This is a genomic window from Dokdonella fugitiva, assembly GCF_014138265.1.
GTDB classification, from domain to species: Bacteria; Pseudomonadota; Gammaproteobacteria; order Xanthomonadales; family Rhodanobacteraceae; genus Dokdonella_A; species Dokdonella_A fugitiva_A.
This window is the reverse complement of the sequence record NZ_JACGXL010000006.1, coordinates 227,890-240,812: the sequence shown is the minus strand read 5'-3', so window position 1 is coordinate 240,812 and position 12,923 is coordinate 227,890. Positions and strand designations below refer to the sequence as shown.

The following is a 12,923-nucleotide window of genomic DNA, read 5'->3' as shown; positions in this document are numbered from 1 at the left end:
CCTGCCCCCGGCACGAAGCCGCCACTTGACCATGCCGGCGCGGCCATCGGCAATGGGCGGAACGTCATGCCCCGGCGATCGAACGGCGCAGCGCGGCGCGCGCGAGCAGGCGGGTCGAGTCGAGCGTCGGCAGGCAGGCGTTGCCATCGTCGACGACGAGCGGGAGTTCGGTGCACCCGAGCACGACCGCGTCGCAGCCGGCGTCGCGCAGGCCTTCGATCACGCGCAGCAGGTAGGCGACCGACGCGGGTTCGCGCACGCCCGCGACGAGTTCGTCCATGATGATCCGGCCGACTTCCACGCGCTGCTCGACCGGTGGCCGGCGCCAGTCGAGGTCGTGCGCGGCAAGCGACCGCGGGTACACCTCGCTGTCGACGAGCCAGCGCGTGCCGGTCAGGCCGAGCCGGCGCAAGCCGCGCCGCTGCGCCTCGGCGGCGACGACGTCGGCGATGTGCAGCCACGGCAGCGGCGACGCCGGCTCGACCCACGGCATCGCCTGGTGGGTCGTGTTGTCGGGACAGACGAGGAACGCGGCGCCTGCGCGCGCGAGCCGGTGCGCCGAGGACAGCATGAGGTCGGCGACCGCGGGCCAGTCGTCGCGCTCGATGCGGGCGACGTAGTCGGCGAGCGAGTGCGTGTGCAGCGACACCTCGGGATGCGCATGCGCCTGGCCGAGCCCCTGCGCGCCTTCGATGCAGATCGTGCGGTAGCAGAGCGCGGCGCCTTCGGCGGAACAGGCGACGATGCCGATCGGCTTCGACATGGGCGTCTCCGGGCAGCGGGCGGATGCGATCACGCGGCGTGGTCGCGCCACCCGATCATCGGCGAGCCGCGCGCGCGAGTACAAGGCTACGCCGCCCGCGACCGGACCGCCCGCGGCGGCGGATCTGCGACGATCGCCGGTCCGGCCGCGTCTGAACGGCATGAGACGCTGGGAACTCGCCGTTTCGCTCGACCCGCACAGCAGCCAGCCGCTGTTCCTGCAGCTCGCCGACGCGATCGCCGACGACATCCGCCGCGGTCGCCTGCGCGCCGACGACGCCCTGCCCGGCTCGCGCGAACTCGCCGCCCTGCTCGGCCTGAACCGCAACACGATCGTCGCCGCATACGACGAACTCGCTGCACAGGGCAGCGTGCGCACGCGCGTCGGCGGTGGCACGTTCGTGACCGCGGCGACGCCGCTCGCGCGCGTGCGGCCATGCGCGCCCGTGTTGCCGGCGGCGCCGACCTTCGCGCTCGCGCCGCTCGCGCCGACGCGCTTCGTCGCGCCGGCGGTGCCCGCGCCCGGCGCGCTCCAGCTCGGCAGCGGCGCGCCGGATCCGCGCCTGTTTCCCGCGCGTGCGCTCGCGCGTGCATTCCGCCGCGCGATCGAATCGCGCGGGCGCGGCGCGCTCGGCGCCGGCGGCCCGTGCGGTCATGCGCGCCTGCGCGGCGCACTCGCCGACATGCTCGCGCGTTCGCGCGGCCTGCCGGCGATGCCGGCGAACACGATGGTCACGCGCAGCATCGAGCAAGGCATCGACCTCGTCGCGCGCGCGCTGGTTTCACCCGGCGACGTCGTCGCGGTCGAGGAGCTCGGCTATCCGCCGGCGTGGAACGCGCTGCGGCTCGCCGGCGCCGAACTCGCGCCGCTGCCGCTGGACGACGAAGGCCTGCGCGTCGACGCGCTCGCGGCACTGCTCGAGCGAACGCGCGTGCGCGCGGTGTTCCTCACCCCGCACCACCAGTTCCCGACCACCGCGGTGATGTCCGCGGCGCGGCGCGCGCGCCTCGCCGAACTCGCGCTGCGCCATCGCGTCGCGATCGTCGAGGACGACTACGACCACGAGTTCCACTACGCCGGCAAGCCGGTGCTGCCGCTCGCTGCGGGCGCGGGCGGCGGCAATGTCGTCTACGTCGGCTCGCTCGCGAACCTGCTCGCACCGGGCATCGGCACCGGCTTCGTCGTCGCGCCGGCGCCGGTGTTCGAGCGCCTCGCCCAGTTGCGCGCGGCGAGCGACCCGCGCTGCGACGCCGCGCTCGAAGGCGCGATCGCGGAGCTGTTCGAGGACGGTGAGCTGTTGCGCCACGTGCGGCGCCTGCGCCGCGTGTTCGCCGCGCGCCGCGACGTGCTCGCGGGCGCGTTGCGGCGGCGCCTCGGTGGCGCGCTCGACTTCCGCGTCGCCGAAGGCGGCCTCGCGCTGTGGGTGCGCGTCGATGCCGCGATCGATCTCGGCGCTTGGGTACGCGAGGGCGCGCGCGAAGGCGTGCAGTTCGCCGCGGCGATGCCGTACGACCTGCGCGGACGCGAACTCCAGGCGATGCGCCTCGCCTTCAGCTGGCACGACGAGGCGGAACTGGAGCAGGCGGTCGAGCGGATGGCCCGCGCGCTTGCGCGCTGCGCACCGTTGCGCCGCGCGCCGCCGACGCGTGCGGCGATGGGCACGCGTGCAGCATCGTTGCACGAGGACGACCGGCGCCAGCGCGCCTGAACCGGCAGCCGATCGCACCGGCGATCAGGCCGCCGCGGCGAGCGCCGGCGCGGCCGCTCCCGACTGCTCGGCGGTCACGCCGACCGCGTGCAGCACGGCGGCGATGCGCACCGCGCTCTGGATCGCCTGCGCGGCAACGCCGTGCTTCTGCAGGGTCTTCTCGTGCGATTCCATGCACATGCCGCAGCCGTTGACGGCCGACACCGCGAGCGAGGCGAGCTCGAAATCGATCTTGTCGCAACCCGGGTTCGCCATGACGTTCATGCGCAGGCCCGCGCGCATCGTCGCGTACTCCTCGTTGCCGACGAGGTGGGTGAAGCGGTAGTAGATGTTGTTCATCGCCATGATCGCGGCGGCCGCGCGCGCGCCGTTCGCTTCGGCGTCGCTGAGCGTGCCGGCGAACTTCGCGACCACCGCCCGGGTGAGCGGCTCATGGCGCGCGGAGATCGCGCTGGCGATCGCGACGATCGCGATCTGCTTGGCGGAAAGGCCGGGCGAGCCGGACTCGCCGAGCACGGCGTCGAGGTTGAGGCGCAGGTCCTTCGCGTAGTCGGGCAACTGGTCGCGGATCGCTTCGAGGCTCATGGTGGCTCCTGTTCTTCGTTCGCGCGAGCGTGCCGCGCATTCATGGGGTCAACGGGCGATGCGTGCATCGCGCCGTCGCGGCGACGGAGCGCCGGGAAAGAGGCCGGGCGGCGGGAGCACCGCCGCCCGGGAGCCGGCCTCGCGCGGAGAGGGAGGGAGAGCGCGAAGCCGGGTGAAACGTCGTGAGGCAAGCTCATCGCCCGAAGCATGGGCGACGCCGGAGGCATCGCCCACGCAGTGGCGGCAAGCAACCGTCCTTGGTGCGCAGCCGTTCGGCTCCTGCCTCACCCGCCGGCCACCGCGTGCGATGCCCGAGGGCATCGCACAAGCGCGGTGTCAGGCGACCTTCAACGTCTCTTCGCCCTGCTTCCAGTTGCACGGGCACAGTTCGTCGGTCTGCAGCGCGTCGAGCACGCGCAGCACTTCCTGCGGGTTGCGGCCGACGCTGCCGTCGGTCACGTAGGCGAAGCGGATCACGCCTTCCGGATCGACCAGGAACGTCGCGCGCTTGGCCACGCCCTCTTCCTCGTCGAGGATGCCGAGCGCGCTCGACAGGCGCTTGGCGGTGTCGGCGAGCATCGGGAACGGCAGGTCGCGCAGGTCCTTGTGGTCCTTGCGCCACGCGAGGTGGACGAACTCGCTGTCGGTGCTCGCGGCGAGCACTTGGCAGTCGCGGTCGGCGAACTGCGCGTTGAGGTCGCCGAAGCCCTTGATCTCGGTCGGGCAGACGAACGTGAAGTCCTTCGGGTAGAAGAACACGAGCAGCCACTTGCCCTTGTAGGTCGTGTTGCTGATCGGGAAGAACGCCTTCTCGACGCTCTCGATCGAGACGGTCGCCTTGAGGTTGAACTCCGGGAACTTGTCGCCAACGGTCAACATGCTGAACTCCTCCATGGAGCGGGTTTCGAAACGGTGGGTGGGTAGCGGATGGCGCGGGGAAGCGCCGACGGGAACCAAGGATAGGGCCCGCCGATCGATCATTCAAATCGATTGTTGATATGCTATCGATAGAGTGGTTCAATCGCCAGCGTCGCCTTCACAGCCGCCGCCATGAACCTGCGCGACCTCCGCTACCTCGTCTCCCTCGCCGAACACCGCCACTTCGGCCGCGCCGCCGAAGCGAGCTTCGTGAGCCAGCCGACGCTGTCGACGCAGATCCGCAAGCTCGAGGAAGAACTCGGCGTCGCATTGGTCGAACGCACGCCGCGCAAGGTGCTGCTGACCGAAGTCGGCCGCGAGATCGCGCAGCGCGCGCGCGAGGTGCTCAACGAAGTGGAGCAGATCCGCGCGATCGCGCGGCGCACGCTCGATCCCGAATCGGGCACGGTGCGCCTCGGCATCTTCCCGACGCTGGGGCCCTACCTGCTGCCGCACGTGGTGCCGCGCATCCGCGAGCGCTTCCCGCGCCTCGAACTGCTGCTGACCGAGGAGAAGACCGAAGTCGTGCTGCGCCTGCTGCGCGAAGGCCGCCTCGACGCCGGCATCCTCGCGCTACCGATCCACGACGAGCAGCTGCACCAGGAATTCCTGTTCGAGGAGGACTTCGTGCTCGCGGTGCCGCAGACGCATCCGCTCGCGACGCACGCGAGCCTCAAGCTCGACGAACTCGCCGACCAGAACCTGCTGCTGCTCGAGGACGGCCACTGCCTGCGCGACCAGGCGCTCGAGGTGTGCCACCTCGCCGGCGCGAGCGAGCGCAGCGGCTTCCGCGCGACGAGCCTGGAAACGCTGCGCCAGATGGTCGCCGCGGGCGTAGGCATCACCTTGCTGCCGAACCTCGCCGTGCAGCCGCCGATCGCGCCGTCGGCGGACATCCATCTCGTGCCGTTCCGCGGCGATCCACCGAGCCGGCGCATCGCGATGGTCTGGCGCAAGAGCTCGGCGCTCGCGGTGTTCCTCAAGCGCCTCGCCACGGTCGTGCGCGCGCTGCCGCGCGAACTGCTCGATGCGCGCGCATCCGCACCGGCGCGCAAGCCGCGCGGGGCCGCGCGCAACTGACGCGCCGGGTTTGAGAAACCCTGCGCGTTGCACTACGGTGGCCGGATGCAGGCGCCACGTCGCGCGCCGATCCACGATGGAGTTTCGCCTTGGAACCGATGTCCGCTTCTCCCCCGATCGTCGTCTCCAGCCTCGACCTCGAGCGCATCGAAGCCATGCTCGACGCGCCCGCGTACCGCGACCAGGCGGGCGCGATCGCGCTGCGCGACGAACTCGCGCGCGCGGACGTGCTCGCGCCCGCGCAGATGCCGAACGACGTCGTCACGATGAACTCGCGCGTGCGCGCGGTCGACCTCGACAACGGCGACGCCTACGACCTCACGCTCGTCTACCCGCGCGACGCCGACGGCGACGCCGGTCGCGTGTCGGTGCTCGCGCCGGTCGGCAGCGCGATCCTCGGCCTGCGCATCGGCCAGACGATGCAGTGGCCGATGCCGGGCGGGCGCCGCATGACCCTGCGCGTCGACGCGATCCACTACCAGCCGGAGGCAGCGGGCGACCTGCATCGCTGACGTCATAGCCGGCGCCTATCGTGATAGCCGGCGCCTATCGTGGCCATCGCATCCGTCGATTTAACCGCAGGCGACGACGGTGCTACCTTCGACCTGCGCGCCAGGGAAGGGCCTTTTTCGTCCGTCCAACACGAGGTGCATCATGAGCAACCTGAAAGGCAGCCGCACCGAAGAGAACCTCAAGGCCGCGTTCGCCGGTGAATCGCAGGCGAATCGCCGTTACCTCTATTTCGCCCAGAAGGCGGACGTCGAGGGCCACAACGACGTCGCCGCGGTATTCCGCTCCACCGCGGAAGGCGAAACCGGACACGCGCACGGCCACCTCGAATACCTCGAGGCGGTCGGCGATCCTGCCACCGGCCTGCCGTTCGGCAGCACGGTGAACAACCTCAAGACCGCGATCGCCGGCGAGACGCACGAGTACACCGACATGTACCCGGGCATGGCCAAAGCCGCGCGCGAGGAAGGCTTCGAGGAAATCGCCGACTGGTTCGAGACGCTGGCCAAGGCCGAGCGTTCGCACGCGAACCGCTTCACCAAGGCGCTCGGCGAAGTCGGCGGCTGAGGTCCAGCGGACCGCTAACAGCTGCGGAGGCCGGATCAAGCCGCGCTAGCGGCGGATCCGGCGCTGCGCGCCTTGATCCGCCCACCGCCGCGTGTTCCTGGAGCCCGCATGGCCGACGATCGCAACGCGTCCGCCGCACCGCGCGAGGGCAGCCTCGACGCACCGACGCGCCACCCGCTCGACTGGAAGAATCCCGCGTTCTACGACCAGGCCGCGCTCGATGCGGAACTCGAGCGCGTGTTCGACATCTGCCATGGCTGCCGCCGCTGCGTGAGCCTGTGCCAGGCGTTCCCGACACTGTTCGATCTCGTCGACGAATCCTCGACGATGGAGGTCGACGGCGTCGCCAAGGGCGACTACGCGAAGGTCGTCGAGCAGTGCTACCTGTGCGACCTCTGCTACCAGACCAAGTGCCCGTACGTTCCGCCGCATCCCTGGAACGTCGACTTCCCGCACCTCATGCTGCGCGCGAAAGCGGTGCGCCATCGCGACGGCGCCACGTCGCTCGGCTCGAAGTTGCTCTCGAGCACGACCGCGGTCGGCCGGCTCGCCTCGATCCCGCTCGTCGTCGACGTCGTCAACGCGGCCAACCGCGCCGCGCCGACGCGCTCGCTGCTCGACAAGGCGCTCGGCGTGCATCCCGACGCGCGCCTGCCGACGTTCCATGCCGACACCGCGCGGCGCCGCCTGAAGCATTTCGACGGCACCCAGGCGGCGGCGCCGGTGCCGGCCGGGCGCACGCGCGGCAAGGTCGTGCTGTTCGCGACCTGCTACTGCGACGTGTCGCAGCCGCAGGCGGTCGAGGATCTCGCCGTGCTGCTCGCCCACAACGGCATCGCGGTCAGGCTGGTCGAGCGCGAGGTCTGCTGCGGCATGCCCAAGCTCGAGCTCGGCGACCTCGACAGCGTCGAGAAGTACATGCGCAGGAACGTGCCGCTGCTCGCGGCCGCGGTGCGCGACGGCTGGGACGTCAGCGCGGCGATCCCGTCGTGCGTGCTCATGTTCAAGCAGGAATTGCCGCTGATGTTCCCCGACGACGAGGATGTGCAGCTGCTGCGCCGCCAAGTGTTCGACCCGTTCGAGTACCTCTGGCAACGCCACCAGGCCGGCCTGCTGAAGACCGACTTCCGCAACGCGCTCGGCAAGGTCGCCTGGCACGCGCCCTGCCACCAGCGCGTGCAGAACATCGGCCCGAAGACGCGCGACGTGCTCGCGCTCGTACCGGGCACCGAAGTCAGCGTGATCGAACGCTGCTCCGGCCACGACGGCACCTACGGCGTGAAGCGCGCGACCTACGCGAACTCGCGCAGGATCGCCAAACCGGTGGAGGCGCGCATCGCGCAGGCCGCTCCCGACCATTTCGCGAGCGACTGCCCGATGGCGGGCGCGCACCTCGCTCACGGCCTCGGCGATTCCCCGCGCGCCGAGAGCCCGCTCGGCCTGTTTCGCTACGCCTATGGAATCTGAGTTGCAAGGACGACAAAGAGCATCAAAGCCTGAAACACGGAGCACACGGAGCACACGGAGCACACGGAGAAAAGCTTTTCCCGAATGGCGGGCGCGCGCCTAGCCCATGGCCTCGGTGACTCACCACGCGCGGAAGTCCGTACAGTCTGCTTCGCCACACCTGTGGAATCCGAGTTGCAAGGACGACAAGGAGCATCAAAGCCTGAAACGCGGAGCACGCGGAGGAAATGCTCTTCCCGAGTCGATGCTCTTGCTTTCTCCGTGTGCTCCGTGTGCTCCGTGTTTCAATCTTTTCGCGTGATCTACGACCCGTGGCCTGAACCATGAACAAGCTCGCCCCCGCCGACCTGTGGAAACTCGAGGACTACGCGCGCGAACGCACCGCGTTCCGCGCGCGCGTGCTCGCGCACAAGAAGCCGCGCACGATCCACCTCGGCGCGCACCTGACCCTCGTGTTCGAGGATCGCCTGACCGTGCAGTACCAGGTGCAGGAGATGCTGCGCATCGAGCGCATCTTCGAGGCCGAAGGCATCGCCGACGAGCTCGCCGCGTACAACCCGCTGATCCCCGACGGTGGCAACCTCAAGGCGACCCTGCTCATCGAATACGACGACGTCGAGCAGCGGCGGCGCGAGCTCGAGCGCTTGCGCGGCGTCGAGCACGACATCCACCTCGTCGTCGACGGCTTCGCGCCGGCCGCGACCATCGCCGACGAAGACCTCGAGCGCAGCAACGACTCGAAGACCGCCGCGGTCCACTTCCTGCGCTTCGAACCCGCCGCGGCGGCGATCGCCGCATGGCGCGCGGGCGCAAGCGTGCGCTTCACGGTCGACCACCCGCACTACCGCGCGAGCGCCGACCTCGACCCACGCCAGCGTGACGCCTTGCTGGCCGATTTCGCCTAGGCGATCGCCTGCGCGCAGGCTTGGCCGTGGCTGCGCGGAAGTGGCGCAGGTGCGCGCCTGCCGTCAGGCATGGTTGACATCCCGCCCCCCCAGCACGCATATCGCGCGGATGAGCCGCACCTATCGATTCGGCGAGTTCCGCCTGCTTCCCGCGCGCCGCGAACTGTGGCGCGGCGATACCCAGCTGTCGGTGCCGCCGCGCGCGTTCGACTGCATCGTCTACCTGGTCGAGCAGCGCGACCGCGCGGTCGGCCGCGACGAGCTGATCGCCGCCGTCTGGGGCAAGGCGGAGATCAGCGACGGCCTGCTCGCGCAGACGATCCTCGCGATGCGCCGCACGTTCGACGACACCGGCAAGGAACAGCACTATGTGCGCACGGTCGTGCGCTTCGGCTATCACTGGGTCGCGCCGACGGTCGCCGCCGACGAGGAGCCGGCGTCCGTCGCCGCGGCGGCGGCGGCGCCCGATGCCGAGCCGGTCGACGCCGTCGCCGCCGTGGCACCGGTGGTGCCTCCCGCCGATCCGGCGGCGCCTGCGCCCTCGCCCACGCTGCGCAGCCGCAACCTGCTCAGGATCGCGGCCGGCGTACTGCTGGTCGCGCTCCTCGCCGGCGCGGTCTGGTGGGGCTGGCGCTCGACGCATGCTCCCGCACCGCGCACCGCGGGCCCGGCCGCCGCGACGGCGATCGCGCTCGTGCTGCCGGTCGAGGTCGCGGCCGCGGAAGGTTCCGACTGGATCCGCCTCGGCTTGATGGACCACATCGCGGCGCGCCTGCGCGGCGCCGGCCTGCCGGTCGTCCCGAGCGACAACGTCGTGGTGCTGACCGGCGCGGCGCGCCGGGCCGGCGGCGGCAGCGCGGCGGAACTCGCCCGCGCGGCCGGCGCGAGCCTCGTCGTCGAAGCGCGCGCCGAACGCGTCGAGAAATACTGGCGCGTGCGCCTGCGCACGGTGCTCGGGCGCGCGCCCGCCGCCGACGGCAGCGGCGAATCGGACGACGCGCTCGTCGCCGCGCGCATCGCCGCCGACGACCTCGCGCGCCGCCTCGGCTATGCGCCGCTCGCCGCCACGACGCCGTCGGGCGACCGCTCCGCGCTCGATGCGCTGCTGCAGCAGGCCGAGGCGGCCACGCTCAGCGACCGCCTCGAGGACGCGCGCGCGCTGCTCGCGCGTGCGCGGGCCGACCAGCGCGCGCAGCCGGAGCTGCGCCTGCGCCTCGCGCAGATCGACTACCAGGCCGGCGACTTCGACGCCGCCGAGGCCGCGTTCGACGCGATCACCCGCGACGTCTCGGCCGAGCAGGATCGCGTGCTGCACGCGCGCGCGCTGAGCAACCTCGGCGTGATCGCGGCGATGCGCGGCAACAACGTGCTCGCGGCGAGCCGCTTCGACGAGGCGATCGCCCTGCTGCGCGGCCAGGGCGCGCCGGACGCACTCGGCAAGGCGCTCAACGGCCGCGCCAACATCGCCGGCGCGATGGACCAGACCGAGTTCGCGCTGCAGGCGTTCGCCGAGGCGCGCACCGCGTTCGAGAGCAGCGGCAACCTGCTCGCGCTCGCGCTGGTCGACTCCAACCTCGCCGCGCTCGACATGCGGCGCGAACGCTACGCCGAGGCCGAACCGGTGTTCCAGCGCGCCGCCGACCGCTTCGCGACGTTCGGCGTGCACGCGGCCGAACTCAATGCGCTGACCGCGGTCGCCGAGCTGCGCATCGCCCTGCTGCAACCCGACGCCGCGCTCGCGCTCGAGCCGCGCGTGCGCGACGTCGCCGCGCAGGTGTCCGATCCGGCGCGCCAGCGCGACGCCGAACTGACGACGCTGTTCGTGCTGTTCGCCAACGGCCACGAGCAGGACATCGATGCGCGCCTCGCCACGGTGCTCGCCGCCGCGGTGCACGAAGAGAATCGCGGCGCGCAGGCGCGTGCGCACGCGCTCGCGGGTCGCCTCGCGCTCGAACGCGGCGACGCCGCGCGCGCGGCGGACGAGGCAGCGCAGGCGCTCGCGCTGTTCGCCGCGGTCGACGACCAGCGCGAGCACGCGCGCGTCTACATGCTGCGCATCGAGGCCCTGCTCGGCAACGGCCAGGACGGTGCCGCGGCCGCGGTCGCGACCGACCTCGGCGCGTTCGCGACGCGCGCGGGCAGCCCCGCCGCGCGCCTGTACGCCGACTTCGCGCAGGCGCGCACGACCACGGACAGCGAGGCGGCGGGCACCTGGTACGCGCGTTCGCTCGGCGAGGCGGACGCGCTGCGCATCCCGCTCGACCTGCGCGAGGTCGCGACCGCCTACGCAGGCTGGCTGATCGAGCGCGGCGAGCCCACGCGCGCGGCGGCGCTGGCCGAACGCGTCGCCGGCTTCGCCGCGCACGACTTCGGCAGCGCGCTGCTGCAGGTACGTATCCAGCAGTCGAAGGGCGACGAGGCGCTCTGGCGCAATGCACTCGCACGCGCGCAGGCGCTCGCCGGCGACCGGCGCATCCCGCTCGCGCTGGCGACACCGCCGGCCGTCGCCAGCTCGCATTGACCCGCCGGCGGGTGCCCAGCGCGCCCGTGCCGGCCGCCGCCATGCCGTCGAAGTCCGCTTGCGTCGCCGCACGTGAACGACCGCCGCGACCCCAGCCAACAAACGCCAATCCGCGCTGAATCAAGCGCTTGGCGCAGCCGTTGATGCGCGCCTAATGCACGCATGACGTTCCGCGCATGCGCACGGCGCCACGTCTTTGCATGCTCGTCCCGTCGCTTTCCCCACGATGGAGATCCCGATGTCGTTTTCCCGCCTGAGCCACACGGGCGCCCTGCTGCTGTTCGCCTCGCTCTTCACGATCCCCGCGCGCGCCGCGGACGGCCTGCCCGACCCGACCTTCGGCCTCGGCGGCGCCGCCTACATCACGCCCGACGACGTCGAGGCGCGCGAGCTGCGCCCGTACGCGGCGCTGGCCTTGCCCGACGGCAAGATCCTCGTCGCCGGCGAGCGCAACAAGTTCATCCCGTCGAGCCCGTTCGATCCGCACATGCGCGCGATGCTCGCGCGCTTCGACGCGGACGGCACGCCCGACGCCGGCTTCGGCAACATCCCGGGCATCCCCGGCGTGCTCGTGCTGCCCGATCTCGTGCCGCTGACCGGCGCGGGCATGCAGATCATCGAAGCGATGGTCCGCCTCGGCGACGGCTCGATCATCGTCGCCGGCACCGCGTCCGCGTTCGGTCCGCTGCGCGGCTTCCTCGTCAAGCTCGACGCGGAAGGCACGATGGACACGACGTTCGGCACCGACGGCATCCAGCTCATCCCCGACGTCTACGTGCACACGCTCGCGGTCGACAGCCAGGGCCGCCTCGTGATCGCCGGCGAGAAGGCGATCAGCGCAGTCGCGCACAGCTACGTCGCCCGCTTCGACGCGACCGGCGCGCCCGACCTGACGTTCGGCACCGACGGCGGCGTCGTCATCGACTGGGATGCCGCGGGCGAGAGCCGCGGCGGCTACCTCAGCACGCTCGGCCTCACCGAAGGCGACGGCATCCTCGTCGGCGGCGGCTACGAAGTCTACGGCGCGGGCATGGGTTCGGATTTCGCGATCGCGCGCCTCGACGCGACCGGCGCGTTCGACACCGCGTTCGCGGGCACCGGCTGGCGCGTGTTCCATCGTCCCGACGACAGCGGCCAGATCATCGACAGCATCGATCGCCTGCTGCCGACCGCCGGTGGCGGCGCCGTGTTCGTCGGCCACTATCAAGTCGACGACGGCCAAGGCAACACGAGCATCGAAACCGTGCTCGGCGGCATCGGCGTCGACGGCGCGATGGACACCGCGTTCGGCACCGGCGGCGACGGCTTCCAGCCGGTAGCGATCGCACCCGGCGCATTCACGCGCTACGCGACCGGCTTCGTGCGCCAGTCCGACGGCAAGCTCGTCGCGTCGATCAGCTACGTCGGCCCCGAGTCGAGCTTCCTCGCGTTCCGCTTCACCCCCGACGGCCTGCTCGACGCGAGCTTCGGCGACGCCGGCATCGCCAGCGTCGACATGGCGCCGGGCGGCGTGTTCAGCGACCCGTCCGCACTCACGCTCGACGCGCTCGGTCGCGTGGTCGTCGCCGGCATGGCCGAACGCACCTCGCCGCTGTACGAACTCGCACTGCTGCGCCTGACCAGCGACGGCGCCGATCGCATCTTCGCCAACGGTTTCGACGGAACGCGCTGATTCCCCAGCTCCGTCGACAGGACCGGCCGCGCCCCCTCTCTCCCCCAAGGCGCGGCCGGTCCGCCTTCATCGGTGCTCCGATGAGGTTCCAGCAATCCCCCTGCATGCCGCGAGTCGCTCGTCGTGGAGCGCCGGAAGGCGCGATGCTTTCCGTCCAGCCAGCCGAGAGCATCGCGGCTGTCGCCGCTACCACGAGGTCCCCGCATCCGTGCCGCTGCGCTCCGCGC

Annotated in this window: 11 protein-coding genes; 8 read left to right on the top strand and 3 right to left on the bottom strand. The window is 71.6% G+C overall.

The features are described from left to right. Window positions 1–64 precede the first annotated feature (64 nt). The gene (locus tag FHW12_RS17645; RefSeq protein ID WP_182532366.1) at window positions 65–763 is read right to left on the bottom strand and encodes an aspartate/glutamate racemase family protein; all 699 of its coding nucleotides are present in this window, start codon (window positions 761–763) and stop codon (window positions 65–67) included. A 160-nt stretch (window positions 764–923) separates the two neighbouring features. On the opposite strand from FHW12_RS17645, the gene FHW12_RS17640 reads away from it, so the two are divergent. Beyond that, the gene (locus FHW12_RS17640; RefSeq protein WP_182532365.1) at window positions 924–2,471 is read left to right on the top strand and encodes a PLP-dependent aminotransferase family protein; all 1,548 of its coding nucleotides are present in this window, start codon (window positions 924–926) and stop codon (window positions 2,469–2,471) included. A gap of 24 nt (window positions 2,472–2,495) precedes the next feature. Here the strand turns inward: FHW12_RS17640 and FHW12_RS17635 are convergent, their stop codons facing one another. Both FHW12_RS17635 and FHW12_RS17630 read right to left on the bottom strand, forming a co-directional pair. Further along, window positions 2,496–3,056, bottom strand: coding sequence for a carboxymuconolactone decarboxylase family protein (locus tag FHW12_RS17635; protein ID WP_182532364.1), 561 nt, complete (start codon window positions 3,054–3,056; stop codon window positions 2,496–2,498). 336 nt (window positions 3,057–3,392) lie between these two features. After that, the gene (locus FHW12_RS17630; protein ID WP_182532363.1) at window positions 3,393–3,935 is read right to left on the bottom strand and encodes a peroxiredoxin; all 543 of its coding nucleotides are present in this window, start codon (window positions 3,933–3,935) and stop codon (window positions 3,393–3,395) included. A gap of 171 nt (window positions 3,936–4,106) precedes the next feature. Here FHW12_RS17630 and oxyR point away from each other — a divergent pair, with 171 nt between their 5' ends. The 7 genes from oxyR (at window position 4,107) to FHW12_RS17595 (ending at window position 12,696) form a co-directional block, all read left to right on the top strand. Further along, window positions 4,107–5,054, top strand: a complete 948-nt coding sequence (gene oxyR / locus FHW12_RS17625) for a DNA-binding transcriptional regulator OxyR (protein WP_182532362.1) — start codon at window positions 4,107–4,109, stop codon at window positions 5,052–5,054. A 98-nt stretch (window positions 5,055–5,152) separates the two neighbouring features. Beyond that, the gene (rnk, locus tag FHW12_RS17620; RefSeq protein ID WP_182532361.1) at window positions 5,153–5,566 is read left to right on the top strand and encodes a nucleoside diphosphate kinase regulator; all 414 of its coding nucleotides are present in this window, start codon (window positions 5,153–5,155) and stop codon (window positions 5,564–5,566) included. A gap of 142 nt (window positions 5,567–5,708) precedes the next feature. Continuing rightward, window positions 5,709–6,131, top strand: coding sequence for a rubrerythrin family protein (locus FHW12_RS17615; RefSeq protein ID WP_131999003.1), 423 nt, complete (start codon window positions 5,709–5,711; stop codon window positions 6,129–6,131). 108 nt (window positions 6,132–6,239) lie between these two features. After that, a complete protein-coding gene (locus FHW12_RS17610; RefSeq protein WP_182532360.1) occupies window positions 6,240–7,598 on the top strand; it encodes a (Fe-S)-binding protein in 1,359 nt (452 codons plus the stop codon). Between the two features lie 323 nt (window positions 7,599–7,921). Next, entirely contained in the window at window positions 7,922–8,503 is a 582-nt protein-coding gene (locus FHW12_RS17605; RefSeq protein WP_182532359.1) for a DUF3501 family protein, read from the top strand. A gap of 109 nt (window positions 8,504–8,612) precedes the next feature. Next, window positions 8,613–11,024 (top strand): winged helix-turn-helix domain-containing protein, encoded by a 2,412-nt coding sequence (locus tag FHW12_RS17600; protein ID WP_182532358.1) that lies wholly within the window; start codon window positions 8,613–8,615, stop codon window positions 11,022–11,024. Window positions 11,025–11,262: 238 nt separating this feature from the next. Then, the gene (locus FHW12_RS17595; RefSeq protein ID WP_182532357.1) at window positions 11,263–12,696 is read left to right on the top strand and encodes a hypothetical protein; all 1,434 of its coding nucleotides are present in this window, start codon (window positions 11,263–11,265) and stop codon (window positions 12,694–12,696) included. Window positions 12,697–12,923 lie beyond the last annotated feature (227 nt).